Below are 22,457 nucleotides of genomic sequence, written 5' to 3' on the forward strand. Positions count from 1 at the left end.
CCGAACTTTGCTGCCGGCTACTCCAAAAGCAGCCGGCGGAAATGCACGGGTAGAACCTCCGCGCGATACCAGGCGCTGGCAATGGCGTCGGTGATCGGGCTTGTCCCCTCCCCGACCGCCGCCACTGCCTTTGCAACGACCCCTTCCGAAAGCGTTGCGCCGACTAGCGCCTTCTCCGCCGCCTTGGCGCGGATAGGGCGGTCGGCCATGCATCCCAGCGCGACCCGCGCGCTCTTCACTGTGCCGCCGTCCATATCGATGACGGCTGCGATGCTCAGCACTGACACGCCTTTCGGCTTCACACGCGTCACCTTGAGGAAGCGGAATTTTTCAGCCGACGGCACGGCGAAGCTCACCGAGGCCACAACCTTGCCGTCACGGCCGGCGAGGAATTCCTCGATGCCGAGATCACCTGCCGTCGTGTGGACCGCCGCGTCGAGCGCCAGAAGCGCCACTGCAAAATCGCCGTAAGGCGACTGCGCGAAAAGATTGCCGCCCACGCTCGCCATGTTGCGGATCGCCGGGCCGCCGACCGCCTTCGCCGCCTTTGAGATGGCAGACAGGCCGGGGTGGCCGGAAATCGCCGACATGGTGACGGACGCGCCTATCATCGCCTTGCCGCCTTCAACCGTGATCGTCGAGAGTGTCGGATCGGTCGAGCGCACGAAGGTCGAGAGCGAGATATCTCCCTCGTTGGCAGCGCGAACCACCAGCGTGCCACCGCCAAGATAGCGCGCGCCGGCGTCCTTCAGCGCCAAGCCGGCTTCTGCGAGTGTCGGATAGGTTTTCAGGGCAAGCGGCATCGCGCCCTCCACATCATTTGCCCGAGAAGAAGCTCTTCAGCGCGTTGAAACCGCCCTGGAAGACGTTCTCGCCCATGCCCTTGGCCATTTCGTCCGCCTTCTCGGCCGGCGCGTCGAACTGCGACGTCCAGACCGCATAGGTCCTGTCGCCATCGGTGATGCGCTCGAGTTTCAGCGTCGCCGTGTGGTTGGTAATCGGAGCCGGGTGCTCGATGATCGCGTAGGTGGTGAGGAAATCATCGTCGGAAAAGGCGTCGAGCCGCTCGCGGACAATAGGACCGGACGCCAGCTTGAACTTGCGCACCGCGCCGATGTCGGTCGCCTTCCTGCCGCCCTCGATCTCGCTCTCGACCATGCGGGGATGCCAGCTCGGCAGTCCGTTGAAATCGCGAATACGCGCCCAGACCTTCTCGATCGGCGCGTCGATGACGCTCGAAATCCTTACCTTTGCCACGCAATCCTCCCTCGATGCTCACCGGGGAGTCTAGCGCACGCCTGAAGCGCGCGCTTATCAATGCGTCTCGATCGCTTATCGATCCGTCTGAAAATTCAGACCGCGCTTTGCATCGCCTCGCGGTAGAGCGTCGGCGGCACGCCGGCATGATCGCGGAAGAAGCGCGTGAAATTGCCCTGCGTGGTGAAGCCGAGGTTCCAGGCGACCGAGGTGAGCGGCTCGCGCGACCATTGCAGCTGCCTCAGCGCCTCCTGCATGCGCAGCGTGTTCCAGTAGACGTTGGGCGTGAGGCTGGTCTGCTCCTTGAACAGCGCAAAGAAATGCGGCCGCGACAGGCCGACAGCCTTCGCCACCTCGTCGAAGCAGATGCGCTCGCGCACATTGGCCTTCATCAGCTCGATAGCCTTGAGCACGCGGTAGTCGATGCCATCGTTCCCGGCTGAGCGCGCGCGGCGCGGACGAATGGAATCGGCGGCGTCCGCCAGGCTGTCGATCAGCCGCTCGACTTCGTACATTCCCAGGTCGTCGATGTCGCCGCCGTTGAGCTCCTCGTAGAGCATCACCGCGGCGCGATGCAGCCACGGGTCGATGGGCACCGTCGCGGAGGCGAAGATTGGCTGGCCCGAGGGCACGCCGCGACGCCGGTAGAACCATTCCGGATCGAAATAGAAGGCGAGGAATTTTCCGGCGCGTCCGTCGGCGGAAAGCGCGTGGCTGTGCGGCTGGAACGAGTTTATGCCGGCCGCGACATTCGGGCCGAGCAGAACTTTTTCCTCGCCGACGGTCATCTCGCCGGCGGCGCCGTCGAGCCAGAGGATGATGTGGGCCTCGGCATGGGCGTGAGTGACGAAATCGCTGGCGACATTGAGCACCGAAACGTGCCCGAATGCTCCGCGAAAGAGCCGGATCGAGGTGGCCATCTGCTTCCTCCCCGGGGCTCCGTAGGGTGTTCCAGTCCGGTCGCAATTCCCGACGGAAAACCGGTTTCCACTTTTCCTGGAATTGCTTCCATGCGTGGCCCCGCTTCGCGAAAATACTGCGGTGCGCGCGGCGGATCGTCAATACGCAGCCGTGCCTGCCACCTCCCGCATCAATGGTGCAGTGCAACACATTTTCCCTCTTGCGTGTTTAGTAAATTCTGTTTCAACTAAACAAATTACTCAACATCGCAGTCTGCGGTTTGAGACCCCTGAGGAGAGGGGTTCGAGTTCTGAAACCGTCATCCGGACGCGTTTCGCTAATGGGAGGAAGGCATGAAATCGACGCTGAAAATGTTGCTTGGCCTGGCTGCGGGGCTACTCGCCTCGTCCGCCATGACGGGCGCTTCGCAGGCTGAAGACCTGACGCTCTGCTGGGCCGCTTGGGACCCGGCGAACGCGCTGGTCGAACTATCGAAGGACTTTACCGCGCAGACCGGCATCGGCATGAAATTCGAGTTCGTTCCGTGGACCAACTACGCCGACCGGTTCCTCAACGAGCTCAACTCCAAGGGCAAGCTCTGCGACCTGATCATCGGCGACAGCCAGTGGATCGGCGGCTCGGCCGAGAACGGCCACTACGTCAAGCTCAACGATTTCTTCGACAAGGAAGGAATCAAGATGAGCGACTTCGTCGACGCCACCGTCGTCGGCTATTCGCAATGGCCGAAGGGCACCGAGAACTACTGGTCGCTGCCGGCCTTTGGCGACGTGGTCGGCTGGACCTATCGCAAGGATTGGTTCGCCAAGCCGGAAATTCAGGCGGCGTTCAAGGAAAAATATGGCCGTGATCTGGCCGTGCCCGCGACCTTTGCCGAGTTGAAGGACATTGCAGAATTCTTCCAGAATCGCGACGTCGACGGCAAGAAAGTCTACGGCGCATCGATCTACACCGAGCGCGGCTCCGAAGGCGTCACCATGGGCGTCATGGACGTGCTCTATTCCTACGGCTTCAAATACGACAACCCGGACAAGCCCTATGACATGGAAGGCTTCGTCAACTCCGAGAAGTCGGTGAAAGGCCTCGAATTCTACAAGTCTCTCTATGATTGCTGCACGCCGCCCGGCGCATCGAACAGCTACATGGGCGAAGGCATCGACGCCTTCAAATCCGGCCAGGTGGCGATGCACATGAACTTCGCCTTCACATGGCCCGGCCTGCAGAAGGACGAGTCGGTCGGCGGCGACAAGGTCGGCTTCTTCGCCAACCCGGCCGGACCGGACGGCGAGAAGTTCGCACAGCTCGGCGGCCAGGGCATCTCGGTCGTTTCCTATTCCGACCAGCAGGACGCCGCGCTGCAGTACATCAAGTGGTTCGCCACGACCGACGTGCAGAAGAAGTGGTGGTCGCTCGGTGGCTTCTCCTGCCTGAAGTCGGTCGTCGAAGACCCGACCTTCGAGGCCAGCCAGCCCTACGCGAAGACCTTCCTCGACTCCATGGCGATCGTGAAGGACTTCTGGGCCGAGCCGAGCTACGCCTCGCTGCTGCAGGCTTCGCAGAAACGCTTCCACGACTATGTGGTGGCCGGACAGGGCACCGCGAAGGAAGCGCTCGACGGCCTCGTGGCCGACTGGACGGAAGTCTTCCAGGACGACGGAAAGATGTAAGCTTCGTCCTCCCAAGCCCGCCCCGCGCCATGTAGAGTGGCGCGGGGCGGAGACATCAGAGACATGCAAGACTTGCCCAGCGGAAAACCTGTCGTGACCGACACCACCACGTCGATACTGGATCGGGCGGCGGAAGCTGCGGCACGGGCGACGCCCGACAGCCTGGCCAAGCGCGTCAAGGGTCTTTCGGACCGGATGGTCGCGTGGATCTTCATCGCGCCAACGATCATCCTGCTCTTGGCGATCAACATCTTTCCGCTGATCTGGGCGATCCAGCTTTCCTTCACCAACTATCGGGCGAACCGCCCGAACGAGCCGATCAAGAACATCGGGCTCTCGAATTATTCGCGCATCCTGAACGACACCGACACCTGGATCGCCATGCAGGCGACCGCGCATTTCGTGTTCTGGACGATCGCGCTGCAGACGCTGATCGGCTTCAGCCTCGCCTATCTGATCGACCGCAAGTTCCGCGGCCACGCCTTCTGGACGACCATCATCCTAGTGCCGATGATGCTGTCGCCGGCGGTGGTCGGCAATTTCTGGCGCTTCCTCTACGAGCCGCAGATCGGACTGTTCACCTATGTCGTCTCGTTCTTCACCGGCATCCCCACCACCGACATATTGATGCTGTCCAACGTGACGCTGGCGCCGTGGGCGATCATCATTGTCGATACCTGGATGTGGACGCCCTACGTGATGCTGATCTGCCTCGCCGGCCTGCGCTCGATCCCCGACTATATTTACGAAGCCGCCGAGGTCGACCGCGCCTCCAACTGGCGGCAGTTCTGGTCGATCACGCTGCCGATGGCGCTGCCCTTCATCATGCTCGCGGTGCTCTTCCGCGGCATCGAGAACTTCAAGATGTTCGACATGGTGAACCTCCTGACCGGCGGCGGGCCCGGCTCGACGACGGAGGTTGCGTCCATCACGCTGAAGCGCGAAGCCTTCGAGAAATGGCGCACCGGCTTCTCGTCGGCCTTCGCCATCATTCTGTTCGTCGCGGTCTTCGGGCTCGCCAACATATACGTCAAGGTGCTGAACAGGGTGAAAAGCCGATGAGCGCCGCCGCCCATTCGGTCGTCGAGCCGAGCGTCACCTCGAAGCGGGTCGCAGGCACGCTGGTGGTCGTCTATGCGCTGATCTCGATGATCCCGCTGTTCTGGATCTTCGCGACCAGCTTCAAGACGCCGCCGGATTCGATCGCCTATCCGCCGAAGGTGCTGTTTACGCCGTCGATCGAGGGCTACTGCAACCTGTTCACGACCCGCACGCGGCAGACGGCGGAATACATCAACTCGCTGCCGCCGGCGACGAGCTTTTGCGACGAGACCACGCGCAAGCGCAACATGGTGATCGCGGGGCCGTCGAACTTCCTGCCGCGTTTCGTCAATTCGCTGATCATCGCCTTCGGCTCGACCTTCTGCGCGGTGTTCCTGGGCACGCTCGCGGCCTATGGCTTCTCGCGCTTCAAGGTGCCGCTGGCCGACGACCTGCTGTTCTTCATCCTGTCGACGCGCTTCATGCCGCCGATCGCAGTGGCGATCCCGATCTATCTCATGTACCGCGAGCTCGGCCTTTCGGACACGGCTCTCGGCATGATCCTGCTCTACACGGCGGTGAACGTGTCGCTGGCGGTGTGGCTGCTCAAGGGCTTCATCGACGAGATCCCCAGGGAATACGAGGAAGCCGCCATGATCGACGGCTACACGCGGCTGCAGGCGTTTCGCAAGGTGGTGCTGCCGCAGGCGACGACCGGCATCGCCGCGACGGCGATCTTCTGCCTGATCTTCGCCTGGAACGAATACGCCTTCGCGTCGCTGCTCACGTCCGGCACGGCGCAGACCGCCCCGCCCTTCATCCCGACCATCATCGGCGAAGGCGGGCAGGACTGGCCGGCGGTGGCGGCGGGAACGACGGTGTTCCTGGTGCCGATCCTGGTGTTCACGATCCTGCTCAGAAAACAGCTGCTGCGCGGCATCACATTCGGGGCGGTGCGCAAATGAGCACGGCCACGACAAGGAAACGCCGTTCGAACTGGCCCCGCATGCTCCGCAGGGGACTGCTCGAAAACATCGCCACGGCGATCATCGGGATCGGCTTCCTGATGCTGTTCCAGCCCTTCGCGCTGTCGCTCTACACATGGTCGTTCATCACCATGCTGTTCGGCACCGCAATGTTCATCATCGTCTCGAAGTTTCCGGAGTAGGCGATGGCGGAAATTCGCGTCCAGAACCTCAGGAAAGAGTTCGGAGCGTTCGTCGCGGTCCAGGACTCGAACTTCGTCGTCAACGACGGCGAGTTCTTCGTCATGCTCGGGCCGTCGGGCTGCGGCAAGACGACGACGCTGAGGATGATCGCCGGGCTGGAACTGCCGACCGGCGGGCAAATCCTGCTTGGCGGCGACGACGTCACCATGCTGCGCGCCCGCGAGCGCGACATCGCCTTCGTGTTCCAGCTCTTCGCGCTCTACCCGCATATGAACGTGCGCAAGAACATGGGTTTCCCGCTGCTCGCGCAAGGCATGCCGAAGGCCGAGATACGACAGCGCGTCGAGGAGACGGCGAAGCTGCTCAGGATCGACCACCTGCTGGACAAGCCCGTATCCGGGCTGGCCGGCGGCGACCGCCAGCGCGTGGCGCTCGGCCGCGCCATCGTCAGGCGCCCGAAATGTTTCCTGATGGACGAGCCGCTCGGCACGCTGGATGCGGAGTTCCGCGATCTGATGGTGCATGAGTTGCGCGAGTTGCACAACCGCATCCACGCGACCACGGTCTATGTCACGCATGACCAGCTGGAAGCGATGTCCATGGCCGACAAGATCGCGGTCATGAACCACGGCGTGATCGAGCAGTTCGGCTCGCCGAAGGAGATCTACGACCACCCGGCGACGATGTTCGTCGCCGATTTCATCGGCTCGCCGCCGATGAACTTCCTGAAATTCGGCGGTGGATTGCAGAAGGGCGCCAAGGAGATCGTTGTCCAAGGCGCCAGCGTTGCCGTTCCTGAAATCCGCGAGGATTTCGCGCCGGCCGATTTCGCGCTCGGGGTGAGGCCGGAGCATATCCGCTTCGACGATGCCTCGAAGCTTCGCGGCTCGATCTACGGCACCGAATATCTTGGCACGACGCAGATCGTCGCCGTCGAGACGGCGGACGGAATGGTCAAGGCGCGCGTTCCGGCCGACATCCCGCTGCGCATGGGCGAACCGGTCGGGCTTACGTTCAACGCCCCGCGTCTGTCGCTGTTCGAGCGGGCGTCCGGCCGGGCAATCCGCACGGGGGTCAGAGAAGGCGCGCAAGGAGGACCGGCGCATGGCTGACGTTTCGCTGCGCGGCGTGTCCAAGGCCTTCGGCGACACCCAGGCCGTCGACGACCTGACGCTGAGCATCAAGGACGGCGAGTTCGTCGTGCTGCTGGGACCGACCGGGGCCGGCAAGACGACGACGTTGCGGCTCATCGCCGGGCTGGAGCGGCCGGACAGCGGCTCGATCGTGATCGGCGGGCGCGACGTGACACAGCTTGCGCCTGCGGTGCGCGACGTCGCCTTCGTGTTCCAGCAATACTCGCTCTACCCGCACCTCACCGTGTACGAGAACCTCGCTTTCCCGCTGCGTTCGCCTGCCCGCAAATGGTCGGAGACCCAGATCAACAGCCGTGTCCTGGAAGTCGCCAAGCTGGTGCGCATCGATCACAAGCTTGAGAACAAGTCGACCCGGCTTTCGGGCGGCGAGATGCAGCGCGTCGCCATCGGCCGCGCGCTGGTGAGGAAGCCCGCGATCTACCTGATGGACGAGCCGCTGTCCTCGCTGGACGCCAAGCTGCGCGGCGACCTCAGGCTGGAACTGAAACGCATCCAGGCCGAGCTTTTCTCCACCATGCTCTACGTCACCCACGACCAGATCGAGGCGATGACGATGGCCGACCGCATCGGCATCCTCGCCGATGGCCGGCTGGTGCAGCTCGGCACGCCCAGAGAGATCTACATGGAGCCGGCGAACCTGCATGTCGCGGCCCGCCTCGGGCAGCCGGCGATCAACCTTTTGCCCGCCGACCTGTTGCCGGAAGCGGCGGCACCGGCCGGAACGAAAACGATCGGTGCGCGCACGGAACATCTGACGATCCGCAAGGCGGCAAACGGCCATGCCGACGGCACAGTTGACTGGGTCGAGCATCTGGGCGACCAGAACCACCTGCATCTGACGGTCGGGAATCGCAAACTGGTGACGTTGACCGACCCGGATACGCTGTTCGAGAAGGGCGACCGGGTTACGATCCGGCTGAAAGCGCCGCTCTATTTCGACGGCGCGGGCAACAGGATTACGGGATGACGATGGAAGCCGCGGCCATGACGAAGTTCGATCTTACGGCCCTGATCACCGATGTCGCCGACATGATCGCGGCGCATGCCGACGAGCTGACAACGCTCGACCAGGCGATCGGAGACGGCGACCACGGGCTGAACATGAAGCGCGGCTTCGAGGCGGTACGCGCCGAAACGGCGGCGCTTGCAGAAAAACCCCTGCCCGAGGCATTGAAGGCCATCGGCACCAAGCTGGTGATGACTGTCGGCGGCGCTTCCGGCCCGCTGTTCGGTACGCTGTTCATGAGCCTCGGCAAGGAGCTGCCCGCCGATCCAGGCCGCGCCGACCTGGCGGCGGCGCTGGCGAAGTCGATCGACGCGGTCGCCGCACGAGGAAAATCGCAGGCCGGCCAGAAGACGATGCTGGACGTGCTTTATCCGGTGCAGGCGGCAGTCTCGGCGGGCAAGAGCGCGCGCGAGGTTGCGGATGCCGCGGATCAGGCAGCCGAGGCGACCAAACCCATGAAGGCCATACGCGGCCGGGCGTCATTCCTCGGCGACCGTTCGATCGGCCACATCGACCCCGGTGCGCGATCGACGGCGCTGATCGTGCGCGCGGTGGCGGAAACGCTGGAGTCCGGCGCATGAAGAATGTCGGCATCGTCATCGTCTCGCACTCGCCCAAGGTCGCCGAAGGCACGGCCGACATGGTGCGCCAGATGGTCGGCGAGGAGGTGCCGCTCGCCTGGTGCGGCGGCAATCCCGACGGCGGACTCGGTACGCAGGTCGGCGCGATCATGGAGGCCATCGACAGGGCCTGGTCGGAAGCCGGCGTCGCGATCCTCGTCGATCTCGGCGGCGCGGAAACCAACAGCGAGATGGCGGTCGAGATGATCGGCGAGCCGCGGTCGAGCCGCATCGTGATATGCAATGCGCCGATCGTCGAGGGCGCGGTGATGGCCGCAACGGAAGCGTCCGGCGGGGCATCGCTGAAGGAAGTCGTGGCGACCGCGCACGAGCTTGCGCCAGCATGAACGGACAGGAAGAAACGATGTCGGCTAAAGCGGCGGCACAGGTCGAGATCACCCATGCGGTCGGGCTCCACGCCCGGCCTTCGGTGAAGTTCACCAAGCTGGCCAAGACGTTTGCGGCCGATGTCGAGATGGCGCTCGCCGCCGACGGGCCATGGTTCGATGCAAAGAGCATCGTCAAGGTGATGGCCGCCAAAGCGCCAAAGGGTACCGTGCTTCATCTCAGGGCCAAGGGCGAAGGCGCCGAGAGCGCCGTCAGGGCCCTGGTCGAGCTGGTCGAGCGGGATTTCGACGAGGCGGCCGAGGGCGAAGCCCATGTCCGGACCGCTTAGGCTGACGGGATCCCCCGCTTCGGGAGGCTATGCGGAAGGCCCGATCTTCCGCCTGGACCGCGATACCGCCAGCTATGTCCTGAAAGGTTCGGCGACAGCGGAGGCGCAGGCGCTGAAGGCCGCGATCCAAGCGGCCTCGGATCAGCTCGCAGCACTTGCCTCAGCCTCGACCGGCGATGCGGCCGACATGCTCGAATTCCAGCTTGCCATGCTTGCCGACGATTCGCTTTCCGGCCCGGCTTTCGATGCGATCAACGCAGGCACGCCGGCGGACAAGGCCTGGTCGGATGCTCTCGCCGAGCAGATCGCCGGCTACGAGGCGGCGGACGACGAGTATTTCCGGGCGCGAGCCGCCGATCTGAAGGACATCCGCCAACAGGTGCTCGACGCGCTGACCTCGGCCGGCGATCGGACTGCCCCGCCGGGCGCCATCCTGTTCGGCGAGGACATCGCGCCGACGCGGTTCCTGGCGACGGACTGGTCGGCCGGCGGCGGCATCGCGCTCTCGAACGGCAGCTCGGCTAGCCATGTGGCGATGCTGGCGCGCTCGCGCGGCGTGCCGATGGTGGTCGGGCTTGGCAGCGCCGGGATGGACATCGCCGGTCTTGCCCTGCTCGACGCGGAGCATGGCGGCATCGTCCTTCGTCCGACTGAAGGCGACATAGACGGTTTCCGTAAATCGTCGAAGGCCTATGGCGAGCGCCGCCGGCGCGCCGAGGATGGCGTGATGAAGCCGGCGGCAACGGAGAACGGCGTGCCGGTACGCGTGCTGGTCAACGTCGCCGACCCGGCCGACGTCGACCGCATCGACATCGCAAGCTGCGACGGCGTCGGACTGATGCGCACGGAATTCCTGTTCGGCAAGCAACTGCCCGACGAGGAGACGCAGTACCGCGCATACCGCAAGGTGCTCGAATGGGCGGATGGCAAGCCGGTGACGATCAGGACCATCGACGCCGGCGGCGACAAGCCGGTGCCGGGCTTCACCGTCGAGGAAGGCAACCCGTTCCTCGGCTTGAGGGGAATCCGCCTGTCGCTGGCGCGGCCGGAGGTTTTCCGCGTCCAGATCCGAGCGCTGCTGAGGGCGGCGGTCGACGGCAATCTGAAGGTGATGTTCCCGATGATATCGGTGCCGGAGGAATATACGCGCGCGGCAGCGCTGTTTGCCGAGGAAGCGAAAAACCTCGGCGAGGCAGGCCAGCCGCACGCGATGCCGCCTCTCGGCATCATGGTCGAAGTGCCGTCGGTAGCGATCGCGCCAGAACTCTTCTCCAACGTCGCCTTCTTCTCGATCGGTTCAAACGACCTGACGCAGTATGTTATGGCGGCCGCGCGCGACAACACGGCGGTGGCTGCGCTGAACTCGGTCACCAACACGGCGGTGCTGCGGCTCATCGCGGCCGTCACGGCATTCGGCCTTCTGCACGACATCCCGGTCAGCCTGTGCGGGGACGCGGGCGGCGACCCGACGGCCATCCCGCATCTGCTCAAGGCTGGCCTGCGCGACCTCTCCGTCGTGCCGGCGCAACTGGCACTCGCCAAGGCGGCCATCGCCGGCGTGTCAATCTAAGCCAATGGCAAAAAAGCCCCCGCCCCCACCCGTCGACGCCGAGGACGTGATCCGCGCCTACAAAAATGTGCTGTCGACCGTCATCGAGCAGCGGCCTTCGGGCACGCGCCAGCGCCTCGCCGACGCGCTTGGCAAGCACCGCAGCTTCGTGACGCAGATCACCAGCCCGACCTATTCAACGCCGATACCGTCAAAGCACCTGCCGGCGATCTTCTCGGTCTGCCATTTCAGCAAGCAGGAGCGCGACGCATTCCTTGCGGCGTATCGTGTGGCGCATCCGGGAAAGGCATCGGAGGACGGCGAGATGCGACGCACGCGGCATATCTCGCTGACGGTGCCCGATCTCGGCGACACCAAGCAGAACGCCGCGCTCGACCGCGCCATAAACGAATTCATCCACAAGATCACCAGCATCGCCGGCAGGGGCGGCTGATCACGGATATCCGGACCAAGGGCCGAGGAGCCGGCGGAACGGAGCAATGGGAGGAACCATGAAGAAGTTCATCAACGCCGTCGACACCGTGCTGACCGAAAGCCTGGACGGCTTCGCGGCGGCGCATTCCGACATCGTGACGCTCGGCGGCGGCCGTAAATTCATCCGCCGCAAGGTGCTGAAGCCCAACAAGGTTGCGCTGATCTCGGGCGGCGGTTCCGGCCACGAGCCGCTGCATGGCGGGCTGGTCGGCCACGGCATGCTCGACGCCGCCTGCCCCGGCCAGGTGTTCACCTCGCCGACGCCAGACCAGATGATGGAAGCTGCGGCAGACGTGAACACCGGCGCGGGGTGCCTGTTCATCGTCAAGAACTACGAAGGCGACGTGATGAATTTCGAGATGGCCGCCGAGATGTCGGAAGGCGTCATGCAGGTCGTCACCAATGACGACGTGGCGGTGGAGGATTCGCTCTATACGACCGGCCGCCGCGGCGTCGCCGGCACGCTGGTGGTCGAGAAGATTCTGGGGGCGGCGGCCGAGGAAGGGCTGGCGCTGAAGGAACTCAAACAGCTCGGGGACAAGGTCAACCGCGCGACCCGTTCGATGGGCGTGGCGCTGACCTCATGCACCGTTCCCGCCGCCGGCAAGCCGAATTTCGAGATCGGCGACGATGAAATGGAGTTCGGCGTCGGAATCCATGGCGAGCCCGGCCGGCGCCGCGCCAAGCTCTTGCCCGCCGACGCCATCGCGGAAGAAATCTGCGCGGCGATCGTCGGCGACCTCGGCGCGGCAGCGAAGGGCGACGCGCTGCTCTTCGTCAACGGCTTTGGCGGCACGCCGTCAATGGAACTCTACCTGATGTACAACAGCGCGCGGAAGATGCTGGAGAAGCACGGCGTGAGGATCGCACGCTCGCTGGTCGGCTCCTACGTGACCTCGCTCGACATGGCCGGCTGCTCGATCACGCTGACCATGCTCGACGACAGGACGGCGAAGCTGTGGGATGCGCCGGTCTACACGGCGGCGCTGCGCTGGGGAATGTAGCGACAGCGAGGCGGTCGGGGGGACAACCGCCTCGCACTGCCGCCGGCGGCACAAAGGTTCAGAACGAGACGCCGACCCTCCGGCGGCAGGCCGGCGTGTCGAAGGCGCCCGGGCGCCGTCCATATGTCCTGGACCCAAACACATGCTTGACTCGCCAAGCTTATCACCCCACGATCGAAATCGGTCAGACCAAATGACCAGTTGCGATCGTTGATCTTGCCTGGGAGGGGTAGGAGCAATGCCGATACAGGCCATTGAACCGCCGAGGCTCTATCGCCAGGTCGCCGATCAGCTGAGGCGGCTGATCGACAGCGGCGAATACGCCACGGGCGCCCGCCTGCCGACGGAACGCGAGCTTGCCCAGCAGTTCGGCCTTTCACGCCCCACGGTGCGCGAGGCGTTGATTGCGCTGGAAGTGGAGGGGCGGGTCCGCATCCGCGTCGGGTCGGGCATCTATGTCCGCGCATTGGCCGAACAATCGCCGTCTCCGACCCGCGACAATGACGAGGGACCGTTCGAGCTGTTGCGGGCGCGCGAGTTCGTCGAAGGCGCGGTGGCGGCCGAAGCGGCGCTGCACGCAAGCGACGAAGACATCCGCAAGCTCGAAGAGCTGCTCGACCGCATGAGGACAAGAACGCACCCTTCGGCCGAGACGATAGGGCTCGACCGCGACTTTCACACCGGCGTGGCAGGCATCCTGCGCAACGCGGTCGTGGTACGGTTCATCGGCGAGATGTTCGACCTGCGATTGAACCCCTATTTCGAACGGCTATCGAGCTACTTCGAAAATGGTCAATCGTGGCGTGCGGCGACTGAGGAACACAAGGCTGTGCTCGCGGCGATCGCCGCCCATGATCCCGATGCCGCCAAGGCGGCGATGCAAAATCATTTGCGGTTGTCGCAAATCAGATTCTCGCGCAATTTCGGCGAGAGGTTCGAGCCATGAGCTCGGCAATGAAGGCCGGGAGGAGTTCGGCCGGACGTCAACCCTGAGGAGGAAGTCAATGATCAGGAAGTATTCGGTTCTCGCCTCGGCGCTCGGCGCCCTGGTGCTCGCCTGCGCCCCGGCGTCGGCGCAGACGGCGCTCAAATGGGCGCATGTCTACGAGACCTCGGAACCCTTCCACACGGAATCCGTGTGGGCGGCCGAGGAGATCAAGAAGCGGACCGACGGGCGCTACACCATCGACGTCTTCCCGGCCTCGCAGCTCGGCAAGGAAAGCGACATCAACCAGGGCCTCACGCTCGGCACGGTCGACATCATCATCTCGGGCTCGAGCTTCGCGGCGCGGTCCTATGCGCCGATCGGCGTCACCTATTTCCCCTTCATCTTCCGCGACGGCGACCACCTGCTCAAATATGCCAAGAGCGACACCTACAAGAAGCTGACGGCAGGCTATGAAGAGGCGACCGGCCACCACATCACCGCGACGACCTACTACGGCACGCGGCATACGACCTCTAACCGGCCGATCGCAAAATGCGCCGACATGGCCGGCCTGAAGATCCGCGTGCCGGACGTGCCGGCCTACCTCGCCATGCCGCGCGCCTGCGGAGCGAACACCACGCCGATCGCCTTCGCCGAAGTGTACCTGGCGCTGCAGAACGGCACGGTGGAGGCACAGGAGAACCCGCTCACCACCATCGAGGCGAAGAAGTTCTACGAGGTTCAGAAGCACATCGTGCTCACCGGCCACATCGTCGACCATCTGAACACGATCATCTCGAAGACGCGCTGGGCCTCGCTCTCCGACGAGGACAAGCAGATCTTCACCGAAGTCCTGCAGGAAGCTGCCGCCCGGGCCACCGAGAAGATCGTCGCGCGCGAGAAACAACTCGTGCAGGAGTTCAAGGACAAGGGGCTGTCGGTGACCGAGGTCGACCGCGCCGACTTCGAGAATACGGTGATGGAGAAAGTCACCTTCGAGGAGTTCGGATACGACAAGGCCGACTGGGAAGCCATCCGCGCGATCCAGTAGCCGCCTGACGCGTCCGGCGCCGTCGGCGCCGGACGCCCTTTCACCCGATCCGACCGTCCGTCCCGGAGGCCGCGCCGATGGCCGAGATGCCACGCAAGCCCGTCACAGTCGAGGAGATCGCGCACGCCTTCGAAGAAGAGGCGGCGCCGGTCGACCTTTCCATGCACGCCGTCGAGGACTGGGTGACGATGGTCGCCTTCTGGGGCATGTCGGTCAGCGTCATTTTGCAGTTCTTCACGCGCTACGTGCTCAACAACAGCCTCGCCTGGACGGAGGAGATCGCAACCAACTGCCTGATCGTGACGGTATTCCTGGGCTCGGCCATGTGCGTGCGCCTGTCGCGCCACATAAGGGTCGACTTCATCTACCGGGTCGTGCCGCCGGCCATCGGACGCTGGCTTGCGCTGGCGGTCGATCTCGTCACCATCGGTTTCTATGGCTACGCGACATGGCTGTTCTGGCGCTATGTCGCCATCGTCGGTAGTGAGCGCATGGTCACCGTCAACCTGCCGCGCGGCATCGTCTTCTACTCCGTGCTCGCGGCCTTCGCGCTCATGTTCGTGCGCGCGATCCAGGTCTTCGTCGGCGATATCCGCCGCGGCGGTCCGCGCCTCGACGGCGACGACATTCCGGTCAAGGAAGCCTGACACATGCTGCTGCTGATCGGCTCATTTCTGATCCTAATGCTCGTCGGCGCGCCCGTCGCCGTATCGCTTGCGACATCGTCGCTGCTCTATCTCATCATCTACGGCGTGGCGCCGGACATCATCGCCGCCCAGCGCATGATCGCAGGCGTCGAGAGCTTCCCGTTGCTGGCCGTGCCCTTTTTCGTGCTCGCCGGCAATCTGATGAACATCGCCGGCGTCACCGGCCGCATCTACGCCTTCGCGCTGGCGCTCGTCGGCTGGATGCGCGGCGGCCTGGCGCAGGTCAACATCATCGGCTCGGTCGTCTTTTCCGGCATGTCGGGAACGGCGCTGGCGGACGCCGCCGGCATCGGCACGATCGAGATCAAGGCGATGCGGGACCACGGCTATCCGATCGAAGCGGCAGTCGGCGTCACCGCGGCCTCGGCGACGCTCGGGCCAATCTTCCCGCCGTCGCTGCCCTTCGTCATCTACGGCATGATGGCGAACGTCTCGATCGGCGCACTGTTCATGGCCGGCATCCTGCCGGGCATCGTGATGACGGCGCTGATGATGGTGACGGTCGCGATCTTCGCCTACAGAAAGGGGTGGGGATCCGACACGCCGTTCGAGCTCAGGCGCCTCGGCTCCGCCGCGCTCGAGATCGTCATCGTCTTCGCCTTTCCGGTGGGCGTCTACCTGCTGCACGCGGCAGGCCTGTCGGTGAACGTCGCGGTGGTGCTCTGCCTCGTCGTGCTGATCGCCGTCGACTGGTACTACGACTTCTCCGCAGTCATGGCGCTGATGACGCCCATCATCCTGATCGGCGGCATGACCATGGGCTGGTTCACGCCGACGGAAGCCGCGGTCGCGGCCGTCATCTGGTCGCTGTTCCTGGGCCTCGTGCGTTACCGAACCATGACGCTCAGGACGCTCGCCAAGGCGAGCTTCGAGACCATCGAGACCACCGCCTCGGTGCTGTTCATCGTGACCGCCGCCTCGATCTTCGCCTGGCTGCTGACAGTGAGCCAGGCGGCGGCGCTGTTCGCCAACTTCATGTTCGGGTTGACCGACGACTGGTGGACCTTCCTGATCATCGTGAACATCCTGCTGCTGATCGTCGGATGCTTCCTCGACACGATCGCGGCAATCACCATCCTGGTGCCGATCCTGATGCCGATCGCGGCTCGCTACGGCGTCGATCCGGTTCATCTCGGACTGATTATCACGCTCAACCTTATGATCGGACTCTTGACGCCGCCCGTCGGCATGATCCTTTTCGTGCTGTCGCGCATATCCAAGCTCTCTATCGAACGGACCACCATCGCGATCGCGCCCTGGCTCGTGCCGCTGTTCATCGCACTTGCGATCATCACCTTCATTCCCCAGGTCACCCTCTGGCTGCCCACCCAACTCGGTCTGATACGATGAATACCTATGCCGCTACGCTGTTCGCACCGGAAGACCTGCGTATCGTCGAGAGCGACTTAGGGCCGCTGGCGCCGGGCATGGTGCGCCTGCGCTTCGGCGCAGGCGGCATCTGCGGCTCGGACCTTCACTATTTCCGCCACGCCCGCACGGGAGACTTCGTCGTGAGCTCGCCCCTGGTGCTCGGACATGAAGTGGCGGGCGACATCGTCGAGATCAACGGCAGCGCGCCAGGTCTTGCCGTCGGAGATCGCGTGGCCGTCAACCCATCGCGCTGGTGCGGACACTGCAGCTATTGCAGAGAGGGACGCCCGAACCTCTGCGAGAACATCTTCTTCATGGGTTCCGCATCGAAGACACCGCATATGCAGGGGGGGTTTGCGAGCATCTTCGACGCCACGCCCGCGCAATGCGTCAAGGTGCCAGGCACGACGCCCTACGCGGCGGCGGCGCTTGCCGAACCGCTCGCGGTCTGCCTGCACGCGGTTATGCGCGCCGGTGACCTTCGCGATCGCAGCGTCATTGTGTTCGGGGCAGGCCCGATCGGTCTTTTGACCATGCTCGCGGCCAAGCTGAAAGGATGCAGCAGCGCCACGATGGTCGACATAGCAGCCGCGCCCCTGGCGTTGGCGACGCAACTTGGCGCGGACCGGATCATCAATGTCGGCGAAGGCAGCGAAGAACTTGCGGAGGCTGTCCGCGGACGCCGGTTCGATGTCGCCTTCGAGGTGACCGGTTCGCCGGCTGGGCTCGCATCCGCGATCGCCAGCGTACGGCGCGGCGGCGTCCTCGTGCAGGTGGGCAATCTGCCAGGCGGCCAGATACAAGTTCCCGCCAACGCAATCATGGCAAAGGAGCTGGATTTCAAGGGCACGTTCCGCTTCGGCCGGGAGTTCGACGAAGCCGTCGGGTTGATCACCGGCGGGGCTGTCGACGTGCTCCAACTGGTCACCGCCGAGTTTCCGCTTTCGTCGGCAGAAGCGGCCTTCCGACTGGCATCGGACCGTTCGAGAAGCGTCAAGGTGGTGTTGAACCGGGACTTATGCTGATCGCGCTTCTTGCGCGGACCGTGGGCTCCGCTGCCCACCAAAAGCTGAAACTCCGCGCCATTGCTTTCTTGCTTGCGGCAAGTCGATGACGCTCCGGAATGATCGCTGGTTTGGAGGAGTTCTCGGGCGGCGATATCCGTATCGGCAGCAGAGTCGTCAACGACCTGCCTCCGCGCGCGCAACATCTCGATGGTCCGGCGATGCGCTTCGTCGCCAGCTTCTTTAGCTCGCCGCAAATGAATCTCGTCGAGGCGCGGACGGCGCGAAAACCCAAGGTGTGTCGCGGCGACGCGTGGACTCGCGCCGGCGAGGGTGGCAGAGACACGACACACTTGAAACGACAGGACAATCCATGACCGACCTCACCGGAAAGACCGTTCTCGTAACCGCCGCCGCTCAAGGCATCGGCAGGGCGACCGCATTGGCCTTCGCCAGAAGCGGCGCGAAGGTTCACGCCACCGATGTCAATCTCGAAAAGCTGCACGAGATCGGCTCCGAGCCCAACATCACCACGGGCAAGCTCGACGTGCTTTCCGACGAGGCTGTGCGGACCTTTGTTGGCGGGACAGGCACGCTGGACGTGCTCGCCAACTGCGCGGGCTTCGTCCACGCAGGCACCATCCTCGATATGAAGGACGAGGAGTTCGACTTCGCGATGAACCTCAACGTCCGCTCGATGATCCGCACCATCCGCGCCGTCCTGCCCGGCATGCTGGAGCGCGGCGACGGCGCCATCGTCAATGTCGCCTCGGTCGCCGGCAGCATCAAGGGCGTGCCGAACCGGTTCGCCTATGGCGTGTCCAAGGCAGCCGTCATCGGCCTGACCAAAGCGGTCGCCGCCGACTATGTCGCCAGGGGCATACGCTGCAACTGCATCTGCCCGGGGACCGTCGAAAGCCCCTCGCTCGACGATCGCCTGCGTGCGCAGGGCGATTACGAAGCCGCCCGCAAGGCATTCATCGCGCGCCAGCCCATCGGCCGCATCGGCACGCCCGAAGAGATCGCCGACCTCGCCGTCTATCTAGCCGGCGCCACCTACACGACCGGGCAGGCCTACAACATCGACGGCGGCTGGACGATCTAGCGATCGGGGAGCCTCCACTCCGTAACCAACATCAGGCATCCGCCATGACCCGCATCACCAATCTGCGCGTTTTCGACCTGCGCTTCCCGACCTCGCAGCATCTCGACGGCTCGGACGCTATGAATCCCGATCCGGACTATTCGGCCGCCTACGTCATCCTCGACAGCGACGACGGTCTCGCCGGCCATGGACTGACCTTCACCATCGGTCGCGGCAACGAAATCTGCTGCGCGGCGATCGAGGCGATGCGCCATCTCGTGGTCGGCCAGGACCTCGACCGCATGAAGGAGAACCCGGGCCGCTTCTGGCGGCACCTCACCGGCGACAGCCAGTTGCGCTGGATCGGCCCCGACAAAGGCGCGATGCACCTTGCGATCGGCGCTGTCGTCAACGCCTTCTGGGACCTCTGGGCCAAAGAGGCCGGCAAGCCGGTCTGGCGGCTGGTCGCCGACATGTCGCCCGAGGAGATCGTCGCCATCGTCGACTTCCGCTACCTCACCGACGCGATCACGCCGGAAGAGGCGCTTGCCATCCTCAGGAAGGCCGAGCCAGGCAAGGCGGAGCGCATCGCCACGCTCGAGAAGGAAGGCTACGCCTGCTACACGACCTCGGCCGGCTGGCTGGGCTACGACGACGACAAGCTGCGACGCCTGTGCAGGGAAGCCATCGACGCCGGCTTCAACCACGTCAAGATGAAAGTCGGCCGCGACCTCGCCGACGACATCCGACGCCTCACCATCGCGCGCGAGGCGATCGGCCCGGACCGCCACCTGATGATCGACGCAAACCAGGTCTGGGAAGTCGGCCAAGCGATCGAGTGGCTGAAGGAACTGGCCTTCTCCAATCCCCTCTTCATCGAGGAGCCGACCAGCCCCGACGACGTCGCCGGCCACCGGAAGATCCGCGACGCAGTCGCGCCGATGAAGGTCGCCACAGGCGAGATGTGCCAGAACCGCATCATGTTCAAGCAGTTCATCGCCGGCGGCGCGATCGACATCGTGCAGATCGATTCCTGCCGCATGGGCGGACTGAACGAAGTGGTCGCCGTGTTGCTTCTGGCCGCCAAATACGGGCTGCCCGTCTGGCCGCATGCCGGCGGCGTGGGCCTATGCGAATACGTCCAGCACCTGTCGATGATAGACTACGTCGCGGTGTCGGGCAGCAAGGATGGCAGGGTGATCGAATATGTCGACCATCTGCACGAACATTTCCTGGAGCCCTGCGTCATCGAGAACGCCGCCTACATGCCGCCGAAGGCGCCGGGTTTCTCTATCGAGATGAAGCCGGCTTCGATCGCGGAAAACGTATTTCGCCGATAGCTGCCCGATGCTTGCCGACGGTCGAACCGCCTTCCCAACAATTTGCCGGTTCGACAACACTCACCTGATGCAAATGTCAGAATCGAACCGCTAGAACCGGAACACTCCAAAACCCGGAGGCTCAGGCGGCGCGTCTAGTGACACCGTAAGAGCCATTCCAAGTGCATTGCGCGTATCACTCGGGTCCGGCAGCCCGTCAGCCCAGAATGTCCACGTGGAGCAGCAGGCGGAGAGCACGGCATGCGTGTCAATTTCTCAGGTGACCTTGAACATGCCGCCATCGACCACCAACAACTGACCTGTCATGAAATGGGCGTCATCGCTGGTCAGAAACAGGATCGGTCCGACAATATCCGAAGGCTCGGCCACCCGCTTAATCGACTGCATAGCGACGACTTGCCTGAACTCTTCGGGGTCTCTGTCTCGCGTTCCCGCCGTCTTCGTGAGCGCCGGCGCGACGGCGTTTACGGTAATGTTGGAATCGCCGAGATCGTTGGCGAGACCTCGCGTAAACCCGATGGCTCCCATCTTGCTCGCCATGTAGTGGGTGATGCCGGCCACGTTGGTCGCAATCGAATTCGAGGCGATGTTGACGATGCGGCCCCAGCCGTTGCGTCTCATCAGCGGCACAAAAGCCTTCGCGCCAAGGAACTGGCTGTCGAGGTTGATCCGCAGGACCTTGCTCCAAAGGGTATAGTCGAGGTCGTCGAACGCCTGGAAGGGATAGATCCCGGCATTGTTGACGAGAATATCGGCCCTTCCGTATTTCGCCTCGACCGCTTGGGCGGCGCGCGCCCAGTCTTCGGGGCTGCTCACATCGGCCTGCAGCGGGAGCGCCTCACCCCCAGCTTCTGAAATCCGGGCGGCTGTTTCCGCGACGTCGCCCAGATCGAGCAGCGCGACTTGCGCACCGCGTCGCGCCAGTTGAATGGCGGCTTCCTGCCCGATGCCATTTCCGGCACCCGTGACAACGGCAACTCTTCCTGTATGCGTAGACATGACTCAATCTCCTTGTCCGGAAAGCACTTGCGGGGCGCCGCAGCATCCATTGGGCCCGAGTCATGTAGGCCCACAGGACATCACGCATTAGGCAGCATGATGTGGAAACATTTTTCAACAGGATGGCAAATGGCGTGCGGGGACCGGGCGTTGGCTTTCGTCTCAGACGACCGGCAGGGGTCAGTCTGAAGCCGGTTGTGCGAGGCCCGTACAAAGCGTGCGCAGATGGAGCTCGCCAGCATGGTTCTCGCGCGGTTTCTCCCCCCGCGCGGGCGACGATCGGGCGCACCACCTACGCAACGTCGGCAGCTAGAACGTCCGCGAGCGCTGTTGCCGCGAAATCGACGAAGACGCGCAACTTGGCGGCAACAAACCGCTGGGCCGGGTACACCAGATTGACTGGGTCGGTTTCGCCGGTCCATTCCGGAAGGATGCGCACGAGCGTCCCATCCCTGAATTCACTCCGGCAAAGGTAGGTCGGGAGGAGCGCAATGCCTTCGCCGCGAATGGCGAAGGATCTAACCGCTGCCGGGTGATTGGTGATGATCTGCTTCGATAGCGGAACGGTCGCTACGGCGGTGCCACGCCGGAGGAGCCATTGCGCCTTCCCCTTTTGCTCGAACTGAATCAGGCTGTGCCTGCTCAGCTCTTCGGGATGCGCGGGACGGCCTTGCGCGCGAAGATACTCCGGGCTTGCAACAGGAACCCAGGTCCCTGTCCCGACTTTCCGCGCGACAAGCCGGGAATCCTTCAACGAACCGGCACGGATGGCAACATCGATGTTGCTCGTAAACAGATCGACGACATCCTGTGAAAAATGCACCTCTTGCGCCACCTTCGGATATCGCATCCGAAAGTCTGACAACAGCTTCACGACCGCTTCGTCCATGTCTATGGGGGCTGAGATCCGAAGCGTTCCCCGGGGTTCCTGTTGCGCGGCAGAGACCTGCGCGCCCGCATCCAGAATCGCTTCCACACCGATCGAAGCCGTCTCGAAATAGGCTTGCCCGGCCTCGGTCAGCCGCAGCTTGCGCGTCGTTCTCTGCAGGAGGGTCACGCCGAGCTGCCGTTCGAGGCGGGACAGCTGGGCGCTTACCGTCGAATTCGGCATGGACAGTTGGCGCGCGGCTTCGCTGAAGCTGCCTGTCTGAGCAATTTTCACGAACACGGCTACCGGGTTCAGGTCCACGATTATTAATCCGTTTGCTGAAAAGTGGCTCGGATTATCCACTACATTGCGGTCGGTGCAAGCGCCCAAGATGGGGCAGCCCGTGGTTGTTGGGGAAGGCGCGGGCCGAGGCCGATACCCACAGCTCGCACGGCCACTATCCGCCGATGCAGCTGTCATAAAGTACTGTTTATCCAACACTTACGCTGTATTGCGGTGTGTCAGCTCTTGTCGGGGAGGACATGAAAG

24 protein-coding genes and 1 pseudogene are annotated in these 22,457 nt (G+C 63.9%); 20 read left to right on the forward strand and 5 right to left on the reverse strand.

The annotated features are described in order from the left end of the window. Positions 1-17: 17 nt before the first annotated feature. From ABLE71_RS01405 to ABLE71_RS01415, 3 genes are all read right to left on the reverse strand, one after another. A complete protein-coding gene (locus ABLE71_RS01405; protein WP_348781590.1) occupies positions 18-803 on the reverse strand; it encodes an FAD binding domain-containing protein in 786 nt (261 codons plus the stop codon). A 13-nt stretch (positions 804-816) separates the two neighbouring features. Next, positions 817-1,257: an SRPBCC family protein gene (locus ABLE71_RS01410; RefSeq protein ID WP_348781591.1), complete on the reverse strand. Its 441-nt coding sequence runs from the start codon at positions 1,255-1,257 to the stop codon at positions 817-819. A 95-nt stretch (positions 1,258-1,352) separates the two neighbouring features. Then, entirely contained in the window at positions 1,353-2,177 is an 825-nt protein-coding gene (locus ABLE71_RS01415; RefSeq protein ID WP_348781592.1) for an AraC family transcriptional regulator, read from the reverse strand. A 333-nt stretch (positions 2,178-2,510) separates the two neighbouring features. Here ABLE71_RS01415 and ABLE71_RS01420 point away from each other — a divergent pair, with 333 nt between their 5' ends. From ABLE71_RS01420 to ABLE71_RS01515, 20 genes and pseudogenes are all read left to right on the forward strand, one after another. After that, positions 2,511-3,842, forward strand: a complete 1,332-nt coding sequence (locus ABLE71_RS01420) for an extracellular solute-binding protein (protein WP_348781593.1) — start codon at positions 2,511-2,513, stop codon at positions 3,840-3,842. A 93-nt stretch (positions 3,843-3,935) separates the two neighbouring features. Further along, positions 3,936-4,904, forward strand: a complete 969-nt coding sequence (locus ABLE71_RS01425) for a sugar ABC transporter permease (RefSeq protein WP_348781594.1) — start codon at positions 3,936-3,938, stop codon at positions 4,902-4,904. Beyond that, positions 4,901-5,848, forward strand: coding sequence for a carbohydrate ABC transporter permease (locus ABLE71_RS01430; protein WP_348781595.1), 948 nt, complete (start codon positions 4,901-4,903; stop codon positions 5,846-5,848). The genes ABLE71_RS01425 and ABLE71_RS01430 overlap by 4 nt, the downstream gene beginning before the upstream one ends. After that, positions 5,845-6,051 carry a hypothetical protein gene (locus ABLE71_RS01435; protein ID WP_348781596.1) on the forward strand — a complete coding sequence of 69 codons (207 nt, stop codon included), beginning with the start codon at positions 5,845-5,847 and terminating at the stop codon, positions 6,049-6,051. Before ABLE71_RS01430 ends, ABLE71_RS01435 begins: the two co-directional genes overlap by 4 nt. 3 nt (positions 6,052-6,054) lie before the next feature. Beyond that, positions 6,055-7,164: an ABC transporter ATP-binding protein gene (locus ABLE71_RS01440; protein ID WP_348781597.1), complete on the forward strand. Its 1,110-nt coding sequence runs from the start codon at positions 6,055-6,057 to the stop codon at positions 7,162-7,164. After that, on the forward strand, positions 7,157-8,173 hold the full coding sequence (locus ABLE71_RS01445) for an ABC transporter ATP-binding protein (RefSeq protein WP_348781598.1): 1,017 nt from the start codon (positions 7,157-7,159) through the stop codon (positions 8,171-8,173). The genes ABLE71_RS01440 and ABLE71_RS01445 overlap by 8 nt, the downstream gene beginning before the upstream one ends. Further along, on the forward strand, positions 8,170-8,793 hold the full coding sequence (gene dhaL / locus ABLE71_RS01450; RefSeq protein ID WP_348781599.1) for a dihydroxyacetone kinase subunit DhaL: 624 nt from the start codon (positions 8,170-8,172) through the stop codon (positions 8,791-8,793). The genes ABLE71_RS01445 and dhaL overlap by 4 nt, the downstream gene beginning before the upstream one ends. Continuing rightward, positions 8,790-9,179 (forward strand): dihydroxyacetone kinase phosphoryl donor subunit DhaM, encoded by a 390-nt coding sequence (gene dhaM / locus ABLE71_RS01455; RefSeq protein WP_348781600.1) that lies wholly within the window; start codon positions 8,790-8,792, stop codon positions 9,177-9,179. Before dhaL ends, dhaM begins: the two co-directional genes overlap by 4 nt. A 17-nt stretch (positions 9,180-9,196) precedes the next feature. Then, complete coding sequence (locus ABLE71_RS01460) at positions 9,197-9,508, forward strand: HPr family phosphocarrier protein (protein WP_348781601.1); 312 nt, start codon at positions 9,197-9,199, stop codon at positions 9,506-9,508. Beyond that, positions 9,492-11,078, forward strand: coding sequence for a phosphoenolpyruvate--protein phosphotransferase (gene ptsP / locus ABLE71_RS01465; RefSeq protein WP_348781602.1), 1,587 nt, complete (start codon positions 9,492-9,494; stop codon positions 11,076-11,078). The genes ABLE71_RS01460 and ptsP overlap by 17 nt, the downstream gene beginning before the upstream one ends. A 4-nt stretch (positions 11,079-11,082) precedes the next feature. Beyond that, complete coding sequence (locus ABLE71_RS01470; protein WP_348781603.1) at positions 11,083-11,511, forward strand: hypothetical protein; 429 nt, start codon at positions 11,083-11,085, stop codon at positions 11,509-11,511. Positions 11,512-11,569: 58 nt separating this feature from the next. Next, positions 11,570-12,556 (forward strand): dihydroxyacetone kinase subunit DhaK, encoded by a 987-nt coding sequence (gene dhaK, locus ABLE71_RS01475; RefSeq protein ID WP_348781604.1) that lies wholly within the window; start codon positions 11,570-11,572, stop codon positions 12,554-12,556. A gap of 238 nt (positions 12,557-12,794) precedes the next feature. Continuing rightward, positions 12,795-13,502, forward strand: a complete 708-nt coding sequence (locus ABLE71_RS01480) for a FadR/GntR family transcriptional regulator (protein ID WP_348781605.1) — start codon at positions 12,795-12,797, stop codon at positions 13,500-13,502. 58 nt (positions 13,503-13,560) lie between these two features. Next, positions 13,561-14,535 (forward strand): sialic acid TRAP transporter substrate-binding protein SiaP, encoded by a 975-nt coding sequence (locus ABLE71_RS01485; RefSeq protein ID WP_348781606.1) that lies wholly within the window; start codon positions 13,561-13,563, stop codon positions 14,533-14,535. A gap of 77 nt (positions 14,536-14,612) precedes the next feature. After that, entirely contained in the window at positions 14,613-15,182 is a 570-nt protein-coding gene (locus tag ABLE71_RS01490; RefSeq protein WP_348781607.1) for a TRAP transporter small permease, read from the forward strand. 3 nt (positions 15,183-15,185) lie between these two features. Beyond that, positions 15,186-16,592 (forward strand): TRAP transporter large permease, encoded by a 1,407-nt coding sequence (locus ABLE71_RS01495; RefSeq protein WP_348781608.1) that lies wholly within the window; start codon positions 15,186-15,188, stop codon positions 16,590-16,592. Then, positions 16,589-17,638: an L-idonate 5-dehydrogenase gene (locus tag ABLE71_RS01500; protein ID WP_348781609.1), complete on the forward strand. Its 1,050-nt coding sequence runs from the start codon at positions 16,589-16,591 to the stop codon at positions 17,636-17,638. Before ABLE71_RS01495 ends, ABLE71_RS01500 begins: the two co-directional genes overlap by 4 nt. A gap of 73 nt (positions 17,639-17,711) precedes the next feature. Beyond that, positions 17,712-17,826, forward strand: a pseudogene (locus tag ABLE71_RS01505) (sugar ABC transporter ATP-binding protein); the annotation flags it as partial. A 164-nt stretch (positions 17,827-17,990) separates the two neighbouring features. After that, the gene (locus ABLE71_RS01510; protein WP_348781610.1) at positions 17,991-18,722 is read left to right on the forward strand and encodes an SDR family oxidoreductase; all 732 of its coding nucleotides are present in this window, start codon (positions 17,991-17,993) and stop codon (positions 18,720-18,722) included. A 44-nt stretch (positions 18,723-18,766) separates the two neighbouring features. Next, positions 18,767-20,041, forward strand: coding sequence for an L-fuconate dehydratase (locus tag ABLE71_RS01515; RefSeq protein WP_348781611.1), 1,275 nt, complete (start codon positions 18,767-18,769; stop codon positions 20,039-20,041). A gap of 255 nt (positions 20,042-20,296) precedes the next feature. Here ABLE71_RS01515 and ABLE71_RS01520 read toward each other — a convergent pair whose 3' ends face one another. Together ABLE71_RS01520 and ABLE71_RS01525 are read right to left on the reverse strand one after the other, a co-directional pair. Beyond that, complete coding sequence (locus ABLE71_RS01520) at positions 20,297-21,040, reverse strand: SDR family NAD(P)-dependent oxidoreductase (RefSeq protein WP_348781612.1); 744 nt, start codon at positions 21,038-21,040, stop codon at positions 20,297-20,299. A gap of 292 nt (positions 21,041-21,332) precedes the next feature. Next, positions 21,333-22,229, reverse strand: coding sequence for a LysR family transcriptional regulator (locus ABLE71_RS01525; RefSeq protein WP_348781613.1), 897 nt, complete (start codon positions 22,227-22,229; stop codon positions 21,333-21,335). Positions 22,230-22,457 lie beyond the last annotated feature (228 nt).

Origin of the sequence: Mesorhizobium sp. KR9-304 (assembly GCF_040049215.1) — a bacterium.
Lineage (GTDB): Bacteria > Pseudomonadota > Alphaproteobacteria > Rhizobiales > Rhizobiaceae > Mesorhizobium_K.

Coding starts and splice junctions, on each gene's coding strand:
- ABLE71_RS01500 (WP_348781609.1), top strand. CDS start 16,589: ATGAATACCTATGCCGCTACGCTGTTCGCACCGGAAGACCTGCGTATC.
- ABLE71_RS01495 (WP_348781608.1), top strand. CDS start 15,186: ATGCTGCTGCTGATCGGCTCATTTCTGATCCTAATGCTCGTCGGCGCG.
- dhaM (WP_348781600.1), top strand. CDS start 8,790: ATGAAGAATGTCGGCATCGTCATCGTCTCGCACTCGCCCAAGGTCGCC.
- ptsP (WP_348781602.1), top strand. CDS start 9,492: ATGTCCGGACCGCTTAGGCTGACGGGATCCCCCGCTTCGGGAGGCTAT.
- ABLE71_RS01510 (WP_348781610.1), top strand. CDS start 17,991: ATGACCGACCTCACCGGAAAGACCGTTCTCGTAACCGCCGCCGCTCAA.
- dhaL (WP_348781599.1), top strand. CDS start 8,170: ATGACGATGGAAGCCGCGGCCATGACGAAGTTCGATCTTACGGCCCTG.
- ABLE71_RS01445 (WP_348781598.1), top strand. CDS start 7,157: ATGGCTGACGTTTCGCTGCGCGGCGTGTCCAAGGCCTTCGGCGACACC.
- ABLE71_RS01440 (WP_348781597.1), top strand. CDS start 6,055: ATGGCGGAAATTCGCGTCCAGAACCTCAGGAAAGAGTTCGGAGCGTTC.
- ABLE71_RS01460 (WP_348781601.1), top strand. CDS start 9,197: ATGTCGGCTAAAGCGGCGGCACAGGTCGAGATCACCCATGCGGTCGGG.
- ABLE71_RS01420 (WP_348781593.1), top strand. CDS start 2,511: ATGAAATCGACGCTGAAAATGTTGCTTGGCCTGGCTGCGGGGCTACTC.
- ABLE71_RS01520 (WP_348781612.1), bottom strand. CDS start 21,040: ATGTCTACGCATACAGGAAGAGTTGCCGTTGTCACGGGTGCCGGAAAT.
- ABLE71_RS01480 (WP_348781605.1), top strand. CDS start 12,795: ATGCCGATACAGGCCATTGAACCGCCGAGGCTCTATCGCCAGGTCGCC.
- dhaK (WP_348781604.1), top strand. CDS start 11,570: ATGAAGAAGTTCATCAACGCCGTCGACACCGTGCTGACCGAAAGCCTG.
- ABLE71_RS01405 (WP_348781590.1), bottom strand. CDS start 803: ATGCCGCTTGCCCTGAAAACCTATCCGACACTCGCAGAAGCCGGCTTG.
- ABLE71_RS01485 (WP_348781606.1), top strand. CDS start 13,561: ATGATCAGGAAGTATTCGGTTCTCGCCTCGGCGCTCGGCGCCCTGGTG.
- ABLE71_RS01415 (WP_348781592.1), bottom strand. CDS start 2,177: ATGGCCACCTCGATCCGGCTCTTTCGCGGAGCATTCGGGCACGTTTCG.
- ABLE71_RS01515 (WP_348781611.1), top strand. CDS start 18,767: ATGACCCGCATCACCAATCTGCGCGTTTTCGACCTGCGCTTCCCGACC.
- ABLE71_RS01430 (WP_348781595.1), top strand. CDS start 4,901: ATGAGCGCCGCCGCCCATTCGGTCGTCGAGCCGAGCGTCACCTCGAAG.
- ABLE71_RS01435 (WP_348781596.1), top strand. CDS start 5,845: ATGAGCACGGCCACGACAAGGAAACGCCGTTCGAACTGGCCCCGCATG.
- ABLE71_RS01490 (WP_348781607.1), top strand. CDS start 14,613: ATGGCCGAGATGCCACGCAAGCCCGTCACAGTCGAGGAGATCGCGCAC.
- ABLE71_RS01470 (WP_348781603.1), top strand. CDS start 11,083: ATGGCAAAAAAGCCCCCGCCCCCACCCGTCGACGCCGAGGACGTGATC.